Annotated in this window: 17 protein-coding genes; 11 read left to right on the top strand and 6 right to left on the bottom strand. The window is 38.3% G+C overall.

Annotated elements, in window-relative coordinates; translation table 11 throughout:
• Nucleotides 1-130 precede the first annotated feature (130 nt).
• Both QM481_RS13060 and QM481_RS13055 read right to left on the bottom strand, forming a co-directional pair.
• Nucleotides 131-3385 carry an amidohydrolase family protein gene (locus QM481_RS13060; RefSeq protein WP_283382078.1) on the bottom strand — a complete coding sequence of 1085 codons (3255 nt, stop codon included), beginning with the start codon at nucleotides 3383-3385 and terminating at the stop codon, nucleotides 131-133.
• The gene (locus tag QM481_RS13055) at nucleotides 3342-3614 is read right to left on the bottom strand and encodes a hypothetical protein (RefSeq protein WP_283382077.1); all 273 of its coding nucleotides are present in this window, start codon (nucleotides 3612-3614) and stop codon (nucleotides 3342-3344) included. Before QM481_RS13055 ends, QM481_RS13060 begins: the two co-directional genes overlap by 44 nt.
• 423 nt (nucleotides 3615-4037) lie before the next feature.
• Here QM481_RS13055 and pdxH point away from each other — a divergent pair, with 423 nt between their 5' ends.
• The 3 genes from pdxH to fabV all read left to right on the top strand — a co-directional run bounded on the left by pdxH (nucleotide 4038) and on the right by fabV (nucleotide 7306).
• Nucleotides 4038-4685 carry a pyridoxamine 5'-phosphate oxidase gene (pdxH, locus tag QM481_RS13050; RefSeq protein ID WP_283382076.1) on the top strand — a complete coding sequence of 216 codons (648 nt, stop codon included), beginning with the start codon at nucleotides 4038-4040 and terminating at the stop codon, nucleotides 4683-4685.
• Between the two features lie 363 nt (nucleotides 4686-5048).
• Nucleotides 5049-5903: a glycosyltransferase family 2 protein gene (locus QM481_RS13045; protein ID WP_283382075.1), complete on the top strand. Its 855-nt coding sequence runs from the start codon at nucleotides 5049-5051 to the stop codon at nucleotides 5901-5903.
• A gap of 209 nt (nucleotides 5904-6112) precedes the next feature.
• Entirely contained in the window at nucleotides 6113-7306 is a 1194-nt protein-coding gene (gene fabV / locus QM481_RS13040) for an enoyl-ACP reductase FabV (RefSeq protein ID WP_283382074.1), read from the top strand.
• A 79-nt stretch (nucleotides 7307-7385) separates the two neighbouring features.
• Here the strand turns inward: fabV and bshB1 are convergent, their stop codons facing one another.
• From bshB1 to trxB, 4 genes are all read right to left on the bottom strand, one after another.
• Entirely contained in the window at nucleotides 7386-8105 is a 720-nt protein-coding gene (gene bshB1, locus QM481_RS13035; protein ID WP_283382073.1) for a bacillithiol biosynthesis deacetylase BshB1, read from the bottom strand.
• Between the two features lie 143 nt (nucleotides 8106-8248).
• Nucleotides 8249-9358 carry a peptidoglycan DD-metalloendopeptidase family protein gene (locus tag QM481_RS13030; RefSeq protein WP_283382072.1) on the bottom strand — a complete coding sequence of 370 codons (1110 nt, stop codon included), beginning with the start codon at nucleotides 9356-9358 and terminating at the stop codon, nucleotides 8249-8251.
• Between the two features lie 260 nt (nucleotides 9359-9618).
• Nucleotides 9619-10737: a peptidoglycan DD-metalloendopeptidase family protein gene (locus QM481_RS13025; RefSeq protein WP_095161696.1), complete on the bottom strand. Its 1119-nt coding sequence runs from the start codon at nucleotides 10735-10737 to the stop codon at nucleotides 9619-9621.
• Between the two features lie 85 nt (nucleotides 10738-10822).
• Nucleotides 10823-11761, bottom strand: a complete 939-nt coding sequence (gene trxB / locus QM481_RS13020) for a thioredoxin-disulfide reductase (protein WP_283382071.1) — start codon at nucleotides 11759-11761, stop codon at nucleotides 10823-10825.
• 487 nt (nucleotides 11762-12248) lie between these two features.
• Between trxB and QM481_RS13015 the strand changes: the two genes are divergently transcribed.
• The 8 genes from QM481_RS13015 to QM481_RS12980 all read left to right on the top strand — a co-directional run bounded on the left by QM481_RS13015 (nucleotide 12249) and on the right by QM481_RS12980 (nucleotide 22982).
• Nucleotides 12249-13532, top strand: a complete 1284-nt coding sequence (locus QM481_RS13015; protein WP_283382070.1) for a cation:dicarboxylate symporter family transporter — start codon at nucleotides 12249-12251, stop codon at nucleotides 13530-13532.
• An 809-nt stretch (nucleotides 13533-14341) separates the two neighbouring features.
• On the top strand, nucleotides 14342-15310 hold the full coding sequence (locus tag QM481_RS13010) for a hypothetical protein (RefSeq protein ID WP_283382069.1): 969 nt from the start codon (nucleotides 14342-14344) through the stop codon (nucleotides 15308-15310).
• On the top strand, nucleotides 15310-16746 hold the full coding sequence (locus tag QM481_RS13005) for an O-antigen ligase family protein (protein ID WP_283382068.1): 1437 nt from the start codon (nucleotides 15310-15312) through the stop codon (nucleotides 16744-16746). Before QM481_RS13010 ends, QM481_RS13005 begins: the two co-directional genes overlap by 1 nt.
• The gene (locus tag QM481_RS13000; RefSeq protein WP_166553859.1) at nucleotides 16715-17101 is read left to right on the top strand and encodes a response regulator transcription factor; all 387 of its coding nucleotides are present in this window, start codon (nucleotides 16715-16717) and stop codon (nucleotides 17099-17101) included. Before QM481_RS13005 ends, QM481_RS13000 begins: the two co-directional genes overlap by 32 nt.
• Nucleotides 17102-17169: 68 nt before the next feature.
• Nucleotides 17170-18348 carry a sugar transferase gene (locus tag QM481_RS12995; protein WP_283382067.1) on the top strand — a complete coding sequence of 393 codons (1179 nt, stop codon included), beginning with the start codon at nucleotides 17170-17172 and terminating at the stop codon, nucleotides 18346-18348.
• Nucleotides 18341-19102, top strand: a complete 762-nt coding sequence (locus QM481_RS12990) for a TolC family protein (protein ID WP_283373448.1) — start codon at nucleotides 18341-18343, stop codon at nucleotides 19100-19102. Before QM481_RS12995 ends, QM481_RS12990 begins: the two co-directional genes overlap by 8 nt.
• A 5-nt stretch (nucleotides 19103-19107) precedes the next feature.
• Nucleotides 19108-21738: a GumC family protein gene (locus tag QM481_RS12985; RefSeq protein ID WP_283382066.1), complete on the top strand. Its 2631-nt coding sequence runs from the start codon at nucleotides 19108-19110 to the stop codon at nucleotides 21736-21738.
• Nucleotides 21739-21767: 29 nt separating this feature from the next.
• Complete coding sequence (locus QM481_RS12980) at nucleotides 21768-22982, top strand: glycosyltransferase (RefSeq protein ID WP_283382065.1); 1215 nt, start codon at nucleotides 21768-21770, stop codon at nucleotides 22980-22982.
• Nucleotides 22983-23028: the final 46 nt, after the last annotated feature.

Below are 23028 nucleotides of genomic sequence, written 5' to 3'. Positions count from 1 at the left end.
CACATCTCAATTTTTGATACTCTGAATTTACTACTAATAAATAAAATAGCTATCTGAACATCATTTCCAGATAGCTATTTTTAGATTCTATCAGCACATACGCAAATCATTGCATTGCTACTGAAAAAATTTACTCGTCAATATTCGTTGTCTTGGCTGGTTTTTCAAATTCCCATTCGCTACGAATAAGCTTGTTATTGCTTGGATAAGTCTCGTTCAGAGTATTGGCATCGTACACACGACCATTCTTTACAACCATTTTAATGCTATTCGAATTGCGAATATTTTCTAAAGGATTTTTATCCAAAATCAACAAATCGGCTAGTTTTCCTTTTTCGATACTGCCTAAATCTTTATCCAGACCTAAGGCTGTAGCACCCAAAATTGTCGCTACTTTCAAGGCATCATGCGTTTTCATTCCTCCACTTTGCATCGACCACAGTTCCCAATGATAACCCAAACCTTGGAACTCTCCATGACTACCAATACCTGCCAATGAACCACTTTCTACCATTGATTTCATAGACTTAGCATGTTTTTGGAAAACGTGTTCTTCTGGTAAAAACCAACCACTTACACGTCTAGTTTTCTCTGCTAATTCTTCATACGGCATGAAATATTGCATCTTTTTGTCATGATAAGGATCTTCTGTTTCGAAGTAATAAATTTCAGCAAATGGACCACCATACGATACTAACAAAGTGGGAGTTACTGCCATTTTTGAATAAGAAATAGATTTTACCAAATCATTGTACAATGGGTATACAGGGATTGTATGTTCATGACCAGGATATCCATCGAGCATATTTGTAATGTTCAATTTGAGATTCAAACCACCTTCCGTTGTTGGCATCAATTGCTGTTCTTTCGCAGCTTTGATAATCCACTGACGAGTCTGGCGGTTACCAGTCAAATACATTTTGATGTATTTGGTATTAAAATACTTGCTGTATTGTTTGAGGGCATTGCTCGCACCTGTTGAGTCTTTGATATTATAGGACCAAAAACCAACCCCAGGACCTGTTGAGTACACACGTGGACCAACCATTTTACCAGCTTCTACCATATCGCTATAAGTCAATACGTCGGTAGTGGCAGTTTGTGGGTCACGAGTTGTGGTTACACCGTAAGCGAGGTTAGCCGCATAAATCCAAACCTGATTTTTTTGGATACCCCATTGTGGCCACATGTGTGAGTGAGTATCTACAAAACCTGGGATAATTGTTTTTCCACTCACATCTACTACCTTGGCACCTGATGCCTTGAGCGTCCCACTTTTTCCTACAGCTTTGATACGGTTATTCTCGATTAATACATCTCCATTGGCAATTACCTCCTCACCTTTCATGGTGATGATACGACCTCCTCTCAACAAAATAGCAGATTGAGGAATATCTTTTTCGTAATATACCTTAATCTCTATTTCTAAAGGCTTGTAAGTATCGTCCGTCTTTTTAGTAGCCGCTTTAGCCACTTTCGGTTTAGCGTCAGTCTTGATTTTTACGGTATCTGTTTTTGCTTTACTGATTGAATCAGCTTTGGCTTTTTCTTGTGCTTTCTTCGCTGATTTTACACTATCCTCAAAAGCTACAGATTTGTCAAAATCATATTCAAAATGGAAACGCCCTAATGCCCAACGAATTTTCTTAGAATCACTTGACCAAGATGGAAACTCACCACCTAAATCGGTAAGCTTTTTGGCTGGAAATTGCGCTGAAGAAGCATCTGCTACAGAAATAGAAACCGTTTTACCCGTTTGCGGAATCGTCATTGAGTAAATATCATTGTTAATTTGTGCCAACGCTTTCTCTCCATCAGGGGACATCAAAACTTTAGAAGCATTGGATGCTCGGTTTACTTCCATTGCCGAAGCCGTACGCTCGGAAAGCATACAGTTATGCGCAAAATCCTCTCCTTCGATACTCATTCCATAAGTAGTAATACCCGAAACTTTCGCGTGAGTTTTTTCGTCTGTACCATCCCATTTGATAGACACTACACTTCCATCACCTCCGCTGAGATATATTCTATCTGTTTGTTTTTTGACAAAATGAGGATATTCTCTTCCTTTAGCTTGGTCGATTACGGTAATATCACCGCCTTTGGTATCAATCCAACATAATTCATCTTCCGAACCATTTGCTACTGGACCTACAGACTCTTTGTAGGCACGCATTTTACTACGGATAAAAACAATTTTATCATCCTTTGGAGCGTATGCTGGTTGGCTGTAAAGGGCAGGTACAGAAGTAATTTTTTGAAGATTACTTCCATCTGCTTGAACTTTGTAGAGGCTTCCTCCTTGAGCTGTCCATGTCACAAAAGTGAGTTGGCTTCCATCATTTGACCAAGTTGGTTGAGCTTCAGTAAACTCCAAATTAGTCAATCGCTTCGGTGTTCCTTTTGGATAATCGGCCACGTACAGTCTGTTTAGTACCGTAAAAGCAATTTTCTTACCATCTGGCGAGCTTACTACATCTCTAATTTGAGTGGCCAAAGTACGAGTAGTATCACTAATAGGATATTTAAACTCTAATCTCGGCCCCATTTCAATGTCCATATCTACTGTAAATGGAATTGGTGTTGGACTACCACCATTCAAGGCTATTTTGTAGATTTTGCCACCAAAAGAAGCAATTACAGCTTGATTATCTAGCGTAAAAGTCATTGAAGGCAAAACTCCCATCGTTGCAATCGACTCTTGGTCATCGCGTTGTACTGGATACGCTAACCATTTTTCATCACCCGAAATGAGGTTACGAAGTACTAAACCCGTTTTATCTTCAAAACGAGAACCATACACTAACCATTTGCCATCACCCGAAATCGTTGGGGTAAATGCCGAACCATAGCGAGAGGTAATAGTGGTACGTTTGCCATTGTCACGGTCATACATACCAATTTGGTATTGTGGAAACATGGCATTGTAATTCCAAGCACCATTGCGTTGTGAGAAATAAATATATCTTCCATCAGGACTTACCGCTGGGTCGATAGTCTTTAATGTGGCTGGTTGGTCAATCAACTGCACACCGCCGCCTCCATCTTTATGAACCATCCATAGTTGGACATTCATACGTCCTTTGGCAAAAACAATATAATTTCCATCTGGAGTCCAATCTGCTGCTTCGTAGTTTTGGTCTCGGTCTTTAGTAACTTGAACAGTATCTTTTTTCTCAAAATCAATCATCCAAACATTGTCCGAACCACTTCTATCGGAAATAAACAAAAGCTTTTTTCCATCTGGACTATATCTTGGATGTGTATCAAAAGCCAAGCCTTTGGTAATATTCTGAGCTTTTCCACCAGCGGCAGGAATCGAATACAAGTCACCCATGTGATCAAATACCAGACTTTTTCCATCTGGACTTATATCCAATGACATCCAAGTTAGTTCCTTCGTCGGTTTGGTATTTGAATTTTCGAGAGGCTTTTAGCGGTAAATCTTTATAACGAACATACTTTGTCGTATCTTTTTTAACGCTGTCGCTCGTATCCTTGGTTAGAGAAAGATGCTGTTGCCTTTCGGTCATGCCGACCGCCGCAAAGGCACTCAATCCAAGAGCAAGGGCAAGGTTTTTCAGTTTAGTTTGATTGATAAAGGTAGGATTCATGATGAAATCACAAGTTAAAGTGAATGGAGATGAGATTTAGACTAATTTATCTGTACCTAGGAATTCAAATCAATTGCAGATTTGGGGTTTCTGATTGTGGAAATAGGGAAGTATACTTTTATTTTCAACAAGATAGAGTTCAATAAAGTAGATTATAATTCCGAAATCCAGCATCCCATATCCGAAATGAGTGATTGTAATAACCCTTTGTACACTACTAACCAAAAGCCTAAAATACAAGGTGTTCAAGAACTTTCAAAGTGATTCCAAACTCCAATCATTCTACAAGGCGATTAAAATCAGTATTTTATCATTGTTAAAATTAAGAGAAGGGCGTAATATTGCGCTCATGAAACAACAAGCTACTATTTTAGGTTGACTAAATAGCTTGATGTTTTTCGAAAACAGTAAACCCAACAAATCATGAACAAAGTTGATCTTGCTGCCTTGCGAGAGAATTATACCAAGGGGAGTTTGGATGTGTCGGATGTATTGCCCTCTCCTATTCAAGAGTTTCACAAATGGTTTAATCAAGCCGTTGATAGCCAAATTCTTGAACCCAATGCCATGCACCTTTGTACGGTTTCGCCCGATGGCAAACCATCCGCTAGAATTGTACTCCTAAAAACCTTAGATGCCACTGGTTTTACTTTTTATACCAATTATCAAAGCCGCAAAGGACACGAAATGGATGCAAATCCTAACGCTTGTTTGACCTTTTTCTGGGGTGAATTAGAGCGTCAGGTGCGTATTGAAGGAACGATAGAAAAGGTAGATGCTAAAGATTCTGACGATTATTTTGCTGTTCGCCCAAGAGGTAGTCAAATTGGTGCTTGGGTATCTAACCAAAGTCAAGTGGTGGAAAGTCGTGAGGTATTGATTGAGAAAGAAAAAGCTTTTATCGCTCAGTTTGAAGGACAAGAGGTACCACGTCCAGCACATTGGGGTGGATATAGATTAGTACCAAATTATATCGAATTTTGGCAAGGTCGCCCTTCTCGTCTACACGACCGTATTGCTTACACGCTCGAAGAGTCAGGTAGCTGGAAAATCGAAAGACTTTCTCCGTAGAGTTGTATTATTTAGTGAATGAGTGGTTGAGTGAATGAGTGATTTTATCAAAATTTACTCCATTACTCACTCATATATTAGTGTACGAAGTTTTCTATTTTACTCAAAAGAGAACTTACTTTATTGGTATTTTGGGATGTAGTGGCAACTCTTGCAGTTGCCACTACACCAATTTCATTTTAGTTATAAAACTCATCTTTCGTACAATCCTAACTCATATACACGAATTACCCCCTAAATCACCCATTCACTAAATAACCTCTATTTATCCTTTTTTTTCTTCTCTAGCCCCTTGGCAAGGTATTTGTATTTCTCTTGAATAGTCATTAAATTGCTCTTATACCATACCAACCGACTAGAGACATGAGCTTTTTTAAAAATCCTGCTTGGCTTACGAAATACGTCTATCCTTACGCTACCGTAGATGATATTCCTGAAGAGGTATATGCTAAGATCAATCAAAAACTCCACAAACTTGTTGATTTTGAACAACCAGAGGTAAGCATTGTCATTGCAGCTTGGAATGAAGAAGTAAATATGCTACCCACCATAGGCTCATTGGCAGACTCTACTACAAAGATTCCTTTCGAGATATTAGTGGTCAATAATAACTCTACTGATCGCACTCAGGAGGTATTGGATAAACTCTATATTCGTAGTTGTACTCAAACGATTCAAGGTTGTGGGCCTGCACGTCAAATGGGTTTGGAGCAAGCCAGAGGGAAATATATCTTATCTGCCGATGCAGACTGTATGTACCAACCTGAATGGATTGATCAAATGATCAGTGCGCTTCGTCCTGATGATGTGGCGGTAGTGTACGGTCGCTACTCATTTATTGCTAATGAACATACGCCACGTTGGAAACTCGCAATTTATGAAATGATGAAAGATGTCATGGCTGAAATTCGTCAGTTGAAACGCCCTTATCTCAATACTTTAGGAATGACGATGGGATACAAAACCGCTCAAGCACTTAAGGTAGGATATGTCATGCGTCATGTACGAGGCGAAGATGGTCGATTAACCTTTGATTTAATGCAGTTTGGGAGAGTTGTACAGGTGAAAAGTGCAAAAATAAGAGTATGGACGGGTACTCGTACTTTAGACAAAGACGGGAGCTTTTTTAATATGGTTGGTAGCAGAATAGTGAAAGAAATAAAAAGGATATTCACCTATTTGAGTCCGCTCAAACCACACGATACCAAAACCTCCTAATGAATTTGTGAGGCTGATAAATGGCGGAAAATCGATTAAAATTTGTCAGCTCGATACAACTTTTGTACTTTTATCGGATAAAAACCCTTCAAGGTTTTGTACAAAATATTAGAAACAAACTTAGGGTAAGTACTTGACTATTTTATAAACACTCAATTTCAAAGTCAGGTAATTACAACATTGTATCAATCACAAAAACAATATTTGGAATGATTATCGAACCAAGAATGCGCGGATTTATCTGCCTAACAGCACATCCAGTAGGTTGTGAACAAAATGTAATTAACCAAATCAATTACGTAAAATCAAAAGGTAAAATCGACGGTCCTAAACGTGTATTAGTAATCGGAGCTTCGACAGGTTTTGGTTTGGCATCACGAATTACCAGTGCTTTTGGATCAGATGCGTCAACAATTGGTATTTTCTTCGAAAAACCATCATCACCAGGCAAATTAGCTACACCAGGCTGGTATAATACTGCTGCATTTGAAAAACAAGCACAAGAAGCTGGTTTGTATGCAAAAAGTATCAATGGCGATGCTTTTTCTAACGAGGTAAAAGAAAAAACGCTTGCCCTTATCAAAGAAGATTTAGGTCAAATCGACTTAGTTGTATATAGCTTGGCTTCGCCAGTTCGTACCGACCCAACTACAGGTATTACTCACCGTTCGGTATTGAAACCGATTGGCGCCCCTTTCAAAAATAAAACGGTTGATTTCCACTCTGGAAAAGTAACTGAAATCTCAATTGACCCTTGTACTGAAGAAGACATCCAAAATACTATTAAAGTAATGGGTGGCGAAGACTGGGAAATGTGGATTGATGGCTTGAAAGCAGCTAATTTGTTAGCGCCAAATGCTTTGACAATCGCTTATTCATATATCGGACCAGAATTGACTGAACCAGTATATCGTAAGGGTACTATCGGTCGTGCTAAAGACCATTTAGAAGCTACAGCTTTCACTATTGCTGATAAATTGAGCGATATTGGCGGTAATGCTTATGTTTCTGTAAACAAAGCTTTGGTAACTCAAGCAAGTTCGGCGATTCCTGTTATTCCTTTGTATATTTCGTTATTGTACAAAGTAATGAAAGCAGAAGGTATTCATGAAGGTTGTATCGAGCAAATTCAACGTTTGTATAGCGAGCGTCTTTACACAGGTGGCAATGTGCCAGTTGATGAAAAAGGTCGTATTCGTATCGACGATTGGGAAATGCGTGCAGATGTACAAGCTAAAGTGGCAGCACTTTGGGAAGAGGCAACTACAGAAAACTTACCAAGTATTGGTGATTTGGAAGGATATAGCAATGACTTCTACAATTTATTTGGCTTCAAAGTAGGTGGTGTTGACTACACTGCTGATACCAATGAAGTAGTAGAAATCCCAGGCTTGCAAGCGTAAAATATATTGAGTGAATTATGATTGAGTGAATGAGTGATTTATTATTCATTCACTCAATCACAAATCACTCAATAGCTAATTAAATCAATGCCGAAAGGTCTTTTACTCCTATTCTTTTGTAACTCGTAAAGCCTTCGCCAAAGGTAACGCCAATGGCATGACCCATCTCACGATTACGTGCTTCTGTAAATTTCAAAAACTCTGGAGAAGACAAATATGATTCTGGCTCTTTTGAACTAGGGTCAAAGAATTGACTTCTGAATGCACGAATTGAAGCTTCTTTTTTATCCCAATAAGCCGTAATATCTACCACAAAGTCTGGTTGAATATAGCGATCTTGAATGTAATGATAAACATTTTTTGGACGCCAAGCAATCTGTGGTGTACCATCGTCTTCGAAGGTTTCAATCATACGCAAACCTGCTTTAAAACATGCATCTGCCGCTAACTCAGCGCCTTTGATATGGTCTGGGTGACGGTCGAAAATAGCATTCGCTAACACTGTTTCAGGCTTGTAACGACGTATTACACGGATTAACTTCATCAAATGTTCTTCGTCATTGACAAAAAAACCATCTCTGAATCCTAAATTTTCACGTGCATGAATACCCATAATCGCTGATGCTGCATCTGATTCAGCTTGGCGTATTTCAGGTGTACCGCGAGTACCTAATTCACCACGGGTAAAATCAACAATACCCACTTTTTTGCCTTGGGCAATATGAGAACAAATTGTTCCTGCACAACTCAACTCTGCGTCATCTGGATGCGCAGCCATCACCAAAATATCTAATTTCATTTAATGGAGTATCTATCTAACAATTTTGAATTACTTGAAAAATCTTATTGAGCCATTGGTTAGCTTAACGCTCAATTACTTTTGAACAAATAAAATAAATCAAAAATTCGACCATTATCCACTTGCCACTAAATTTTTTCACACTAATTGATTCTCAATCTTCGCCCAATCTTCAATTTTGTGGACGAACTCATCCCATTTAGCTTCGTAAGCTGTTGAACTGAAATATTAGCAAAGTTGGCAATTGACGCCAAAGTATCTCCTTCTCGAATCGTTACCCAAGTAGTAGTACGATACTCTTCTTCATTTTCAACATTTTCATTAAACTCGTTGGGTAAAATCTCACCATAAGTATCAAACACCCTTGCCGAAATCATGACATGTTGATCAACAGGCTTGGTATTTTTTCCTGTAAATGAAAATACATAGGTTGGGTTAAAAGCTTTTCCCTCGTAGCGAGTTTCATAATGAAGATGCGACCCAGTACTTCTTCCCGTATTCCCCCCTTTTCCGATAATATCTCCAGCTTTGACGTAAGTTCCTGACTCTAGTATTTTCTGAGAAAGGTGACCATAAACTGTTTCGATGCCATTATAATGTCTTATGACAAAATATTTACCATACCCTTTACTATCATATCCTGATACTCTTATAATGCCATCGAAGGTAGAATATACGGGGTCTCCTGTAGTCAAATCCAAATCAACACCAGCGTGTAAACGTCGTGACCTTGGACCAAAATTGGAGGTAATATCACCAGAGTTCAAGGGAGACGACCAATGATATCCCATCGCATCATTATACAATTCGATGTCAACTACCCCTTCAAAGTTTTTGACATTAATTCCATAAGGATCAATATTTTTGGAAGACCAAATCGAATAATAAGTTGCCACCATAGCTACATCATCTGAGCCATTGATTTTAACAGTTTCAATCACCTCGACTGGACGAATATCTCCTTCATCCACCGACGTTGTGTCAAATGCACTCACAGTTGAATTGATAGCACGGATGGGTTCGTACGGATTGCGTCCACCATCAGTAACACTTTGTTGAGCAGAAGTCTCGTATTCTGATTTGAGCTGTAAAGGAGGGAGAAACTCTTCTTGTTTGGTGGTTTTAGCGGGTGCAGTTACAGTCTGTTTATTGATTTTTGTTTGTTTTTTATATCTCCCACTTTCATTTTGTGCCAACGAATCGACAGTACAAATACACAGCAAACTCAAAGAAAATAAAAATACTTTTTTCATAAAACTTTAACTCTAGGGTCTGATTTTCAATAAACTGTTTGCTAATCAGTAAGTTTTTTCTGATAAACAATTCATTTGTTTTCAATTAGTGATATACAAGTAAAACCAGAATAGAAGCGTTTTATTATTTGGTCTAAGGAAATCTTAATAAAAAAGGTCGAGTAGTTAAAGTAAAGAAATGCTAGATTCTTCAAAAACAAAAAGCGAGACCACCCGATGGATAATCTCGCTTTTATACTAAAACCAATAATATCTTTTGTCTAATGAATACGCAAACGGCGACCTGCACGCAAGTTTGAGCTTAGCTTCATTCCATTCATTTTAGCTAAACGTTCTACTGAAATTCCAGCACGGTTAGCAATAGAGTAAAGCGTATCGCCTGAACGTGCCACAGTCCATGCAGTACGGCGAGTAACAACCTTGTTACCAGCATCGCCATATTCGTTACCCAAAGCCAAGCCATAAGTATCAAATACACGTGCCGAAACCAACAGGTGGTCAGATACTGGCTGAGTACCTTCTCCTGCAAAGTTCATCACATAAGTAGGGTTGAAAGGATTACCTTCGTAACGAGTTTCGAAGTGCAAGTGTGAACCAGTACTACGACCTGTATTACCACCTTTTCCAATTTCGTCCCCAGCTTTTACAAACATTCCTGATTCATATCCTTTACGTGAAAGGTGACCATAGAGTGTTTCTAAACCGTTGTAATGTCTTACTACCAAGAAGTTACCGTAACCACCACCATCGTAGCCAGACACCCTCACAATACCATCAAATGCTGAATACACAGGGTCACCAGTTTCAAGGTCTACGTCTACACCTGCGTGCAAACGACCCCAACGTGGACCAAACTGTGAAGTCAATTTAGGGGCATTGGTAGGGGCGCTCCAATAACGACCTTGTTCTTTGTTAAAGAGTTCAAGGTCAACTACATCATCAAAATCTTTGACATCGATTCCATAAGGGTCAATAGTGTTGGTATCCCAAATAGAAAAATAAGAAGCAACCGTTACAAAGTCGTCACTTCCTGAAGGTTTCATCTCCTCCTCTATCTCTATCACTAAAGGCTCTCTTTCATCGATTGATGTAGTATCAAAAGCACTTACAGTAGCGTTAACTTCTCTCACAGGTTCAAATTTTTGACTACCTGCCGTTGTTGTAGCTTGTTTTTCTACTACTTCAAATTCATTTCTGAATTGAAGTTTGGGCATTTCGTCAAGCAAATCGTCCTGCTTTTTTTCTTTTTCCTTGTAAAGTCCAGTATTGTCCTTGATTTTAATTTTAGGGTTATTTTTGAAACTACCCTTCTCTTGCGACCAAGCCACCATAGCTGTACATACAAAAAATGCAGTAAGAAAATTACTTCTTATATTCATTGTATTGTATTTATAGTTATCGAGGAATCTGAGTAGTAAACGTAATTATTGAACTGATTCGCATTTACTACCCAAAATTTCATAACTAGTGTAATTCATTTGCAGCCAACCAACGTTCAGCATCCAAAGCAGCCATACAACCTGTACCCGCTGCTGTTACAGCCTGACGGTAAATGTTGTCTTGTGCATCACCACAAGCAAAAACGCCTTCGATATTAGTGTTTGTAGAGCCCTTAATTGTCTGGATATATCCTGCTTCGTCTAAATTCAAATAGTCTTTAAAGATATCTGTATTTGGTTTGTGACCGATGGCAACAAAGAAACCTGTCAATGTTAGTTCTTCCGTTTCTCCCGTTTTCACATTTTTCAAACGAGCACCTGTTACACCTGAAGCATCACCCAAAATCTCATCAGTTTCTGAATTCCAGTGAACTTCAATTTTAGGATTGTTCAATACACGTTTTTGCATAATCAAAGAAGCGCGTAGCTCTTCACGACGAACAATCATGTGTACTTTTGAACAAATATTAGCTAAATAAGTAGCCTCTTCAGCAGCTGTATCACCACCACCTACAATAGCCACTACTTGGTTACGGTAGAAGAAACCATCACAAACTGCACAAGCCGATACTCCTAAACCGTTATATTTTTTTTCTGATTCTAAACCAAGCCATTTTGCTGAAGCACCTGTTGCGATAATAACCGCATCAGCAGTAAGTTCTATGCTTTCGTCAATTACTACTTTTTTAGGAGAAACTGAGAAATCTACAGAAGTAGCCATGCCAAAACGAATATCAGTTCCAAAACGACGAGCCTGATTTTCTAAATCTTGCATCATTTGTGGGCCTTGGATACCATCTGGATAGCCAGGGAAGTTTTCAACGTCATTAGTGATTGTTAGCTGACCGCCAGGTTGACTACCTTGGTACATTACTGGTGCTAAACCTGCGCGTGATGCGTAAATTGCCGCAGTATAACCTGCTGGCCCTGAGCCTATAATAAGGCATTTAATATGTTCTGCCATTGTAATATTTAAGATATTTACTGGATTGATTTTTATTAGAAACCTCTAAAAATCAGAAGATTTTGACTTATACATTAGGGAAATGGCATCCAGCAAGGCCTACCCCCAAATATATGTCTACAGAATAAACACATTTGAGAATACAAAAATTGCAGATTAATGCCAAAACGCCAAATTCTTTTGAATCAAAGCCATGAGAATAACTTTGGAGTTTCAGAGGTCTGTATCAGATTAGGAAAAAATAGTATCCGTTTTTCAAAAATTGCCCAATTCATCAATTAGGCAACCGAATATATTTAGAACCAACTCCTGACAACTAATCATTTATTAACTAAAGACTAGTTTTTTTATATATCTGTAGTGTTCTATGCAAAAAAAGTGCAAAAATTAATCAAATTTGTAAATAATGGGCACGAAGAGAGCGGAAAATAGCACAAAAGTAAGCAACTAACTATTTTAAAGAGATATATCATCACTATCCAATTTTATGAAAAAACTACTGACCAATTTAACATTCTGGGTACTTACGGCCATTACAGCAGGTATTTTGTTAGGGCATTTTGCACCAGAAATTGCACTTTATAAGTTTTTTGAAAACCCAATTAAATTCAAGCTTTTGGGCAACGAAGTCAGTATTGGCAATACTTTGAGTGAATTTTTGAGCGGTATCTTTATTAGTATTGTTAAGCAATTTATTAATCCTATCATTTTCTTGACCATTACCCTAGGCATCGTCAGTATGGGTGACCTTAAAAAAGTAGGAAAATTAGGAGGAAAAGCACTTTTATACTTTGAAATAGTAACCACCATCGCCTTGCTCGTCGGAATTATTGTGGCCAATGTGATTCGTCCCGGAGACGGTGTAGTGACCGACGCTATTAAAGGCGGAGACATCTCCAAATATACCAAAGGTGCTTCTGAATTCAGTTGGATGAAATTCTTTTGGGATAATAGTACTTTGCAGGTTTTGTTGTTAGCCATCATTCTTGGCTCGGTATTAAATTATGTTAGCGGAAAGGATAAAATCATTGAAATTTTTCAGAAAATATCAAAATATATCTTTGCTGGTCTGCATGGGGTCATGAAATTAGCGCCTGTGGGTGCCTTTGGGGGTATGGCATTTACTATTGCGAAGTACGGACTAAAAACACTGATTCCTTTAGCAAAGCTTATGGTGACAGTTTATATCACGATGGGCGTTTTTGTGTTTGTTGTATTGTTTTTTATTCTTCGCCATTACAAAGTAAATCTTTGGAGGTTTTTAAAATACATCAAAGAAGAGCTTCTTATCGTATTAGGAACCTCCTCTTCCGAAGCAGGCTTACCTTCATTGATGGAAAAACTGGAAAGAATGGGCTGCGCTAAATCGGTAGTTGGGCTGGTAGTGCCTGCTGGATACTCTTTCAACTTGGACGGCACTACGATTTACCTTTCGATGGCCACTATCTTTCTTGCTCAGGTATTCAATGTACATTTGAGCTTGGAGCAAATTTTTACCATTATTGGAATTCTGATGGTCACCTCTAAAGGTGCCGCAGGCGTTACAGGAAGTGGTTTTATTGTACTGGCTTCAACCCTTACAGCCGTACACGTTATCCCTGTAGAAGGTTTAGCCTTGTTACTAGGTGTCGACAGATTTATGTCAGAAGCACGAGCTATTACCAATTTTATTGGCAATGGCGTTGCTACTATTTTCTTGGCAAATAATGAAAAGGAATTTGACCACGAAAAAATGAGAAAGGCATTTGACCAAGAAGGTATATTGTCCTAGCTGAAAACTATTACGGAATAGTAAAAGATTTTCAGCTATGTAATGAACCTTTGTCTGAAAGTCTTTTACTCTCTATGACTTCTATTAATAACCGTCAAATAGTGTCTTGCTTTAAAGCCTACAACAGGCTTTCTCTCTTTTAAACTCATCTGTTTTTCTTCTGCATTTTGTGTAGATTTCAACACAAATATTACTGAAAAAATCAATAAGCAAATCTGAATAATGATTAACAATTGGTCCATGGGTAAGTGTGTTTGCAGTGATTCTATACCCTTTTAGACATCCTCAAAATAGAAAACGTTGCTCCACTGCGACAACATGGCAATTTGTGTAGCTATAGTTTTAGTTTTTGAATGAAAAGATTTAAAATTAGACTAGGATGTATTATTTTAGATTAAACAAATGACTAATGTTACCTCTGATCTATGAGTTCAAATAAGGACTCCTATTGAATTTATTCTTAGTTTAGTACATTCCAATCGCCCAAGTAGTATCAATACAAATCCTTAAATACGTTTTCATCAAAACTGTCAACGCTTGGCTTAAACACGAGAAAAAAATACGACTACCATTTTGTATGTATTAGCAGTGTTCTGATTGCGGATTTTATCACTATTTCTGCCTTTGTTCACTAGCAATTCAGTATTTCAAATGATCATAAAATCATACTTAAACTAATAAGTATTTTCTATTTTTTGGTGCTGAATATTGAATTTTTTGTATATTCAAACAATTTCGGTGTTGTACGTAATTGAGGCTTGGCAAGGTTTTTGTCAATTAATGAACTATTGAACTATACTTTGTTTAAGATGCTAAGATATTCATGGCTAATTCTCCTCATTTTTATCATGGGAGCTTGTAAGTTGGAAGACCAACTTGTTTATCCTGAATTGACGATAAGACCAAATTGGGTCGTGACGGACTATGATGCCACTATAACATCCGAATTTGTCAGTTTGGGTAATGCTTCTATTAATGTTTATGGCATTTGTTGGAATAAGACTGGTGATCCTACCACACGTGATTCGTTGGTAAGTTATTCTGGTCAGCCACCCATAGAAGTGTTTTCGAGTAGCCTAAGTGATTTGTCGCCTGCTACTACCTATTATGCACGTGCTTTTTCAAGAATTGGACTGAAAACTTCTTATTCAAACCAAATAACGTTTAAAACGTTACCTATTCAATTACCTAGTGTATCTACAGGCAATGTCACTGATGAAGCAATAGGTACTTTAAGTATTCAAGGAACTATCAATACGCAAGGAGCCTCCGCTATTACCGAATATGGACATTGCTGGGGGATATCGACACCTACTATCAATAATCAGCGTACCATTCTTACATCTACCCTATCTCAAGGAAATTTTACTAGTCAACTTCGCGGTTTGAACAATAATACTAAATATGTCATCCGTGCCTACGCCAAAAATGCAACAGGGGTATCTTATGGAAATGAATTAACTTATATAACATCTTGTAAATCAGCACCAACAGTGGTGTCTAACAATATTGATAATATTTCAGCACAGAGTGCGATTGCCAATGGTACGATTTCTAGTATTGGTTGTTCGGAAGTAACTGAGTATGGGCATTGTTGGAGTACAACTCCTAATCCTACTACTGCTAATCAGCGAACAATCTTTAAACAAGGCTCTGCTGGAGCATTTAGCAGTGCATTGTCGGGATTAAATTCAAAAACAGCCTATTATGTACGGGCTTACGCTATTAATTCTCAAGGAACTAGCTATGGCAACCAAGTATCAATTATTACGCTTTGATGGGAGTTACAACCAAACAAATTTTATATTTATCAGGAATAATCTTTAGTGGTATTATTCTTGGAGTATTTGTTGCCAAAACGCAAATCATGGGTGCTGCAACTATCATTGCATTGCCATTTGTGATTGGGTATTTGATTGCGATTTTCCGTAATCCAGTATTAGGACTTTATACAGTATTAGTGTTTTCTTTTTTTGTAAATGGTGTCGGACGATACGCCAATGCAGGGCCATTAGGATTATCGATTGACGTATTTTTGGTGATAGCATTACTAGCTGAGTTCTTTAAAGGCTTTGAGGATGACCCTTGGCCTGACATGAAGCGCAACCCCATTCTGATTGCCATTTATGTTTGGGGCGCGTATTGTATGTTAGAATTTTTCAACCCCGAAGCTAGAAGTAAAGAAGCGTGGTTTTATGCGATGCGTGCCGTGATTTTGTACCTTATCCTAATAGTAGTTTTAGGTATTGTACTTATGCGTACAGAAAAGCATTTAGACAGAGTCCTCAAAATCTGGATGATAGCTTCTTGTATAGCTACGTTATGGGGTGCTCGACAGCTTTTTGTAGGGCTAGACCGTTTTGAACAAGCTTGGATGGACTCTGGCAATGCCACCACCCATATCTTGTTTGGAAAGCTAAGAGTTTTTTCTTTTTACTCTGATGCAGGGCAATATGGCGCAGCCATGGGGCATATAGGTTTGATTTGTATTTTATTAAGTCTTTCTCCCTTTGGGAATCGCAACTTTAAGCTTTTTTACCTGATAGGAGGATTTTTTTGTTTGTGGGGAATGTCTATTTCAGGTACACGGGGAGCGCTATTTGTAGTTATGGGAGGATTTATGGCTTACCTTGGAATGTCCAGAAACTACAAAATGTTGGTGATTGGTGGCATCGCAGCAGTGATGTTTTTTGGGATGCTCAAGTTTACCAAAATTGGGCAGAGTAATTACCAAATCAACCGAATGCGCACAGGACTTGACCCCAATGACCCCTCATTACAGTTACGCTTGATTAATCAGGCTAAACTAAGAGGATATCTTGCATCCAGACCCATTGGCGGTGGTATTGGCTCAGCAGGTTTTTGGGGAACACGTTTTTCTCCTGGCACATTCTTAGCAGTAACCGCCCTAGATAGTTGGTATGTCAAAATTTGGGCAGAATGTGGTGTAGTTGGGCTTTATGTGCATGTTGGTATGTTACTCACATTTATGATCTATTTTGGGTTAAAGCTCTGGAAAATCCCCCCCTGTCTTTTACGAGACAAATTGGTGGCGCTGTACAGCGGAATGTTCGGTATTTTAGTAGCCTGCTATGGCAACCAAATCCTTGGACAACTACCCACCAACGTGGCAATATATTTGAGTATCTCGTTTTTGTACGTTTTTACTAAAGATGAATATTATGAGCAAGCAGTTGACACTACTAATCGTTGATGATGAACAAAGCACACGCATTGTATTGGAGCATTTTCTTAAGAAAGACTTCAATGTAGTGGTAAAAGGTGACGGAATGGAGGCACTTTCCTTACTTGAGGGAGGGTTTGATGTGGACTTTATCATTGCCGATTTAAACATGCCCAACCTAAGTGGAAAAGAGTTTTTGAAAATTCTAAGGGCAAGCAATCTTTTTGGGCAAATCCCTGTCATTATTCTTTCGGGTACCGACGAGAGTAAGGAACGCATTGATTGTCTGAACATTGGGGCAGATGACTTTATGCTCAAACCTTTCAATCCTATGGAAGTACAGGCCAAAATTAGAGCTATTATGCGACGTGTGCAACCTTTATAAAAACACAGTCTTTCAGCATTATATTTCTTGAAACCACGTTAAGCTAACCCACCGACTTTATATTTGATATGGAAAATTATGAATATGCTCCTCCACAAAAAAAAGTATTCCTTGTGGAAAATGATTCAAATGTTGTAGTTAATTTCCTTAAAAAATTTGGACAAGACATTCAAGTACAAGTACTTGGGTCTCCCGACGAAGCCTTAGAGTTGCTCAATACTAGTTATGCTCCAGATGCCGTGATTATTAGCAAATATCTGGGAGGGTTAAAATTTTTGGAGCAGATTCGTGACAACGCTTGGACTAAAACATTGCCAGTAATCATCACCTCTACCGACCTAAATCAAGGTCTTATCAAAGAGGTTGTGGCCAAAAAAGGAGATGATGTTTTTACAAGTAAATTCGATAAAGGTGATCTTTTGGTACGTCTAGACTATTTTGTGCGTCGACGACACTATGTGGCTATGCAACAAACCAAGTCTAATGCGCTTGACGTAAAAATTCCTTGGTGGAAGCGTACATTCGATATACTTTCTACAGGAACTGCTATTTTGTTGCTTTCGCCATTATTAATCCTTGTAGCTATTTTAATAAAGCTTGATTCGAAAGGTCCGATTGTTTACAAATCCAAACGTGTAGGAGCTGGATATAAGATTTTTGATTTATACAAGTTCAGAACCATGCGCACTGATGCAGATCAACTCATCAAAAACATGGGTGATTTGAATATGTATTCAAAAGAAAAGCCTTCCGAAAATACTAGCGATGGCTTGTGTGAAGCCTGCCGTATCAAAGGCGTCAAATGTGAGCAATCGATGTATTTGGACGGTAAAAGCATTTGCGAAAAGCAATATTTACAAGAAAAAAATAGTAAAGTTGCTTTTATGAAATTCCAAAATGACCCTCGCATTACTCGCTTGGGTAAGTTTTTGAGAAATACCAGCATCGACGAATTACCGCAGTTGTTCAACATCTTTACAGGCGATATTTCATTGGTAGGCAATAGACCTCTACCCTTGTACGAAGCCGAAAAGTTGACAACAGATGACTATATTTATCGCTTTGCAGGCCCAGGTGGTTTGACGGGGCTTTGGCAAGTAACCAAAAGAGGAAAAGGCAAAACGGATATGACCGAAGAAGAAAGGATTCAATTGGATATAGAATACGCCAAAAACTTTTCTTTCAAAATGGATTTGATGATTATCCTAAAGACCTTCCCTGCACTATTACAATCTGAGAATGTCTGATTTGGAATATATGATGATTAATGTAAAACTTACTTTGTTGAAAACTTGGTCAATTGCTCTGAGTGTGTGCTGTCTACTATTTTTCAGCAACAGGGAAACATTTGCTCAAGCTTCAACACCTAAATCGCCTGAAACAGATTTTCAATTGCCTCCACTTGATGAAATAATAGAGTTGGCTATTCAGTATTCACCTGCCCTAAAGCAACAAGAACAAATTATCCACAAAGCCGACCAGCAGTTGATGGTTCAGAAAAAATCTTGGACAAGTGGTATTAGTTTGGGAACGAGTTATTCTGCAGGAAATCAATCACTTTTGGTACAGCAAGCCACAGGAAATTTAGAAGCTTTTTCCAATTATAACAATGGCTATCGTTTGTCTCTAGGGGCAGCCTTTTCGATTAATACGATTATTACTCAGAAAAATATTACCAAAATTGCAAAAGCCGATAAACAAATTGCCATAGAATCTAAACAGCTAACAATTGACCAAATCAAAAACGATGTGATTGCCAAATACTACGCAGTTGCTGGCGCTCATGAAGCGCTAAAAATTGCGATTGAGATGAAAACATCTTCTTTAGTCAACAAAAAAATGGCAGAGCGTGAATTTTCCGAAGGTCAAATCAACGTGGCAGATATGGCAAAAATCCTTGAGTCGACATCGAGTGCAGCTGTGGGTTATGAAAATGCCAAGCAAACTTTTATCATGAATGTGAGGCTATTAGAGGTATTGATAGGTAAAAGATTATTTTAAAAATTATGAGTTTGATTCGCTTTGTTCGGTTGTTAATTGAGTTCAAGTGGTTGGTAATTCTTCTACCAGTTACGCTTGCGGCTACAGTTTTTCGACTAACGAAAAATGAAGTACGAGAATATACAGCCAATTCTCTTTTGTACACGGGTTTGGCATCGGGTTATAATATCGAGTCTAGTGGTGCTACCAAAATCGACAACGTAACTGTAAGCAACGCTTTCGATAACCTATTCAATACCATGAAGTCTAAAAGCTCCATGGAAGAGGTAGGATTGCGCCTACTTGCACAGCATATTATGCTCACAAAGCCCGACTCGGCAGTGGCAAGTAAATATACTTTTGGTAAACTCAGAGAGGTACTTTCTGAAAAAGAAATTCGTGCCCTCGCTGATTCTACCTACGAAAAAACCTTACAGAATGTCTACGATGACATCATTAAACCCCAAAGCAAAATAGCCAAAGTTTTAATGAGCGCCGATAAGGGTATTTACTCTGGCCCAGGGATTTTATCACGTTTTAGCGTCAATCGCCAAAACAATAGTGATATGGTCCAAATTTCGTACTCAGCCAGCGACCCTGCCGTAGTCAAAAAAACCTTGGAGCTTATCACTCATGTAGTCATTGACAAATACAAACAAATCAAGATTCATGAAACAGGCAATGTAGTCGCCTATTTTGAAGAACAGCTTCGCAACGTAAGTACCAAACTCAAAAACTCCGAAGACAAACTTACTAATTTTTCAAGCCAAAATCGCATCATCAACTACTACGAACAAACCAAAATGGTAACCGTAAAAGATGGCGATTTAGAGGAACGTATTCAGGCATTAATTTCTGAAATAGAATCTAATAGAGCTGTTTTAAGAGACTTAGAAAACAAAATTGGCTTCAAGGACGACCTTGTTGCAAAAAGCAAAAAGTTTGCTGCGCTACGAGATTCCATCAATTTTTATACAACACGATTGACCTTGATGGAATTTGAAAGTAAGCCTCGTGAGCAAGAAATTGCACAAGTAAGAGAACGCATCAATCAGCTCGAAAACAAGTTTAAAAGTAATGTCATTGAGTATTATGAGCTGAGCAATACCAAAACAGGTATTCCTGCCAAAATGTATTTTTCTGAATGGATTAATGCCTCAATTTCTATTGACAAAAGCCAAGCTAGGCTCTTGATATTGAAAGACATAAAACACGAATATGATTTAAAATATGACCGTTTTGCGCCACTCGGTTCAACAGTTAGTCGTTATGAACGAGAAATTGGCGTCATTGAAAAAGAGTATCTGAGCATTTTAGGAAGCTTAAATCTTAGTAAAATTAGAGAACAAAATCTCATGATGTCTATCAACTTAAGAGTGATAGACCCTCCTATTTACCCAACCAAGGCAGAACCTTCCAAACGTTCTACCTTAATTGTGGCGGCATTTATGGCAGGTTTAATCTTTGTGATTGCCTCAATTATAGGTCGTGAGTTTTTGGACAATTCCCTCAAACATCCCGTTAAGGCCGAAAAGGAAATTGGAGTACCATTTGTAGGAGCTTTACCATTGGTTGATCCACAAAAACATAATATTCTTTTTAACGTCATTGAAACTTATACGCTTAATCAATGTATTTCGAGATTAAAAAAGCTCAATGGCGACAACATTAAAATACCCAAACTTGTGCTCCTTTGTAGTACTCGAAAAGGCGAAGGTAAAAGCTATTTTATCAGTAAACTATGTTCAAAACTGAATGAAAGTGGTGCCAAGTCGGTTTGGCTCAATCCGCATAATTACGCTGATGGCGATTTTTCATATGCGTATACCCTTAGAGGCAATTTTGCGAGTACCACCTCTTTACAAGATGTGGATATTACTGAGACATTTGACGATTGCGAGTATATCTTTTTCGAATTACCACCGCTTATCAGTCATCCAATTCCTGTAAGTTTAGTCAAACAAGCGGCCTTTACCTTGATTTTGGCCGACTCTACCCGAGTGTGGGATAGTGCCGATCAATATGTTTTTCAGACCTATACCGAAAATACCCAAAACCCGATTGGCTTACTACTCAATAAGGTAAAACATGATTTCTTGGAAGGTATTATCGGTGAAATTCCAAAAGTACGCTCATGGTTTAGAAGAAAATTCAAAGATTTACTCATCAAACGCCATCAAAGCAAACGTACGAATGTCAAATTGAAGTACGAAATGCTCAAGAAGGAAGAAGAAAGTGCATGGTTTTCAGAAAATGGACTGTCTGATTTTGTAGAAACACGTGTAGAAATTCCTGATGCAGCCAATAAACAATCTCGCATCAAAGCCGAAAAAGGAAAAGGCTTAGGATATTATCGAGTATTACAAAAACGCCGTTATCGTTGGATAAAAATCGCCGCTGGTTTAGGTACCATGGGATTTGTGGGGATTTGTGCCTTGTATCTATTCTGGAAAACCACTCCAGAATCACAGTACGAAAAGTTTACCGATTTTGTGGTAGGCAACCAAGCCGATTCACTGGCAAAAGTACGAAGTAACAGATTGGTTCCTAATTTGGATGCAGTCATTATTGACCCTTCACAGTTAGACTCAATTCCAGATTCGGTACGTCATGACTCGGTCAAAACGCTTATTCGTCAGAAAGAAATTCAACCGTAAAATAGTATTTATAAAACCACTCAATGTTCATGGAGTTCGATGTTGTTTGCGTAGCTTTTCCTTCTTGGGAGGGCGATTACGTCAAAAGTACCATTCAATTGATGAGTGAACTAGCTGCTCACAGAAGGGTGCTGTACGTCGATTATCAATACACGGTCAAGGATGTTGTTCAGGCTATTTTCAAAAATCCTTTTCACATTCCTGTTGCAAGGATTTTAGGGTTTAAAAAACGATTAAGAAATATCACATTGGAAAATGGGGCAACGATTTATGTACTGTCGACTCCACCAGTGATTCCTATTAATTTTATCAAAAAAGTACCCTTGTTTGATAAGCTATTGCGTTTCAATTCTTTTTGGCAAGCTCGAGCAATACAAAAAGCCTTGAAGGATTTAAATAGCAGCAATTACGTGGTAGTCAATGCTTTTAATCCAAGTTATGGAATAGGTTTATATAATAGTTTCAAACCACATATACAGACCTATTATTGTTATGATGAAATTGGAGCAAGCTATTGGGCTAAAGATCACGGACCACGATTAGAGGCGCAATATATGAAGATGGTCGATCATGTGATTGTATCTTCGGAGGGATTGCAAAACTCCAAAAAGCCTTTTAACAAACATATAGATACCGTTAAAAATGGGGTTGATTTTGAGCTTTTTCACAAAGCATTTGTGCCTCTTTCTCAGAAAAGTATTAAGAAAAAAATTGGATATATTGGTACTGTAGATCAACGTATTGATTACAATATTTTAAAACGATTGGCTCTCGAATTTCCAGATACTGAAATCATTATAGTAGGACGCGTACTCGATGATATGTCGGAGGTAAAAGAACAAACAGACCCACTCAGGTCAATATCCAATTTTAGATTTGAAGGAGCTAAGTCTCCAGCTGCTCTGATGGAATATCTCAAAGAATTTCATATTGGGATTATTCCTTTTATCAAAAATGAGCAAACCGCAGCGATTTATCCCATGAAAATCAATGAATATCTTGCCGCAGGGTTGGGTGTCGTCGCAACGGATTTTGCCCCATTAGCTGAATTTGGAGAGGCTATTCATGTAGCAACCAATACAGATCATTTTATTGAAGCAGTGAGAAATTTGTTAGAAAAGGATTCAGACGATAGCCAGTTGGCGAGAGTAGCAATGGCAAAACAAAATTCGTGGCATCAACGCGGCTTGCAACTGAATCAGTTGCTCGAGCAACTTTACCAAAAATATACTAACCAAGCGTAAGCTTCGAGCTTACCAAAACTATTTAACGTTAACGCAATACTACCAT

The organism is Flectobacillus rivi (assembly GCF_030056655.1).
Classification (GTDB): domain Bacteria; phylum Bacteroidota; class Bacteroidia; order Cytophagales; family Spirosomataceae; genus Flectobacillus; species Flectobacillus rivi.
This window is presented reverse-complemented; position numbering and strand designations above follow the sequence as displayed.

Bases quoted from the DNA above. Each gene is read 5' to 3' on its own strand.
- bshB1 (WP_283382073.1), bottom strand. From the start codon at position 8,105: ATGAAATTAGATATTTTGGTGATGGCTGCGCATCCAGATGACGCAGAG.
- QM481_RS13055 (WP_283382077.1), bottom strand. From the start codon at position 3,614: ATGAATCCTACCTTTATCAATCAAACTAAACTGAAAAACCTTGCCCTT.
- QM481_RS13010 (WP_283382069.1), top strand. From the start codon at position 14,342: ATGCTAAGATATTCATGGCTAATTCTCCTCATTTTTATCATGGGAGCT.
- QM481_RS12990 (WP_283373448.1), top strand. From the start codon at position 18,341: ATGTCTGATTTGGAATATATGATGATTAATGTAAAACTTACTTTGTTG.
- QM481_RS13000 (WP_166553859.1), top strand. From the start codon at position 16,715: ATGAGCAAGCAGTTGACACTACTAATCGTTGATGATGAACAAAGCACA.
- QM481_RS13030 (WP_283382072.1), bottom strand. From the start codon at position 9,358: ATGAAAAAAGTATTTTTATTTTCTTTGAGTTTGCTGTGTATTTGTACT.
- pdxH (WP_283382076.1), top strand. From the start codon at position 4,038: ATGAACAAAGTTGATCTTGCTGCCTTGCGAGAGAATTATACCAAGGGG.
- QM481_RS13060 (WP_283382078.1), bottom strand. From the start codon at position 3,385: ATGTCATTGGATATAAGTCCAGATGGAAAAAGTCTGGTATTTGATCAC.
- QM481_RS13015 (WP_283382070.1), top strand. From the start codon at position 12,249: ATGAAAAAACTACTGACCAATTTAACATTCTGGGTACTTACGGCCATT.
- trxB (WP_283382071.1), bottom strand. From the start codon at position 11,761: ATGGCAGAACATATTAAATGCCTTATTATAGGCTCAGGGCCAGCAGGT.
- QM481_RS12980 (WP_283382065.1), top strand. From the start codon at position 21,768: ATGGAGTTCGATGTTGTTTGCGTAGCTTTTCCTTCTTGGGAGGGCGAT.
- QM481_RS13025 (WP_095161696.1), bottom strand. From the start codon at position 10,737: ATGAATATAAGAAGTAATTTTCTTACTGCATTTTTTGTATGTACAGCT.
- QM481_RS13045 (WP_283382075.1), top strand. From the start codon at position 5,049: ATGAGCTTTTTTAAAAATCCTGCTTGGCTTACGAAATACGTCTATCCT.
- QM481_RS13005 (WP_283382068.1), top strand. From the start codon at position 15,310: ATGGGAGTTACAACCAAACAAATTTTATATTTATCAGGAATAATCTTT.
- QM481_RS12985 (WP_283382066.1), top strand. From the start codon at position 19,108: ATGAGTTTGATTCGCTTTGTTCGGTTGTTAATTGAGTTCAAGTGGTTG.
- fabV (WP_283382074.1), top strand. From the start codon at position 6,113: ATGATTATCGAACCAAGAATGCGCGGATTTATCTGCCTAACAGCACAT.
- QM481_RS12995 (WP_283382067.1), top strand. From the start codon at position 17,170: ATGGAAAATTATGAATATGCTCCTCCACAAAAAAAAGTATTCCTTGTG.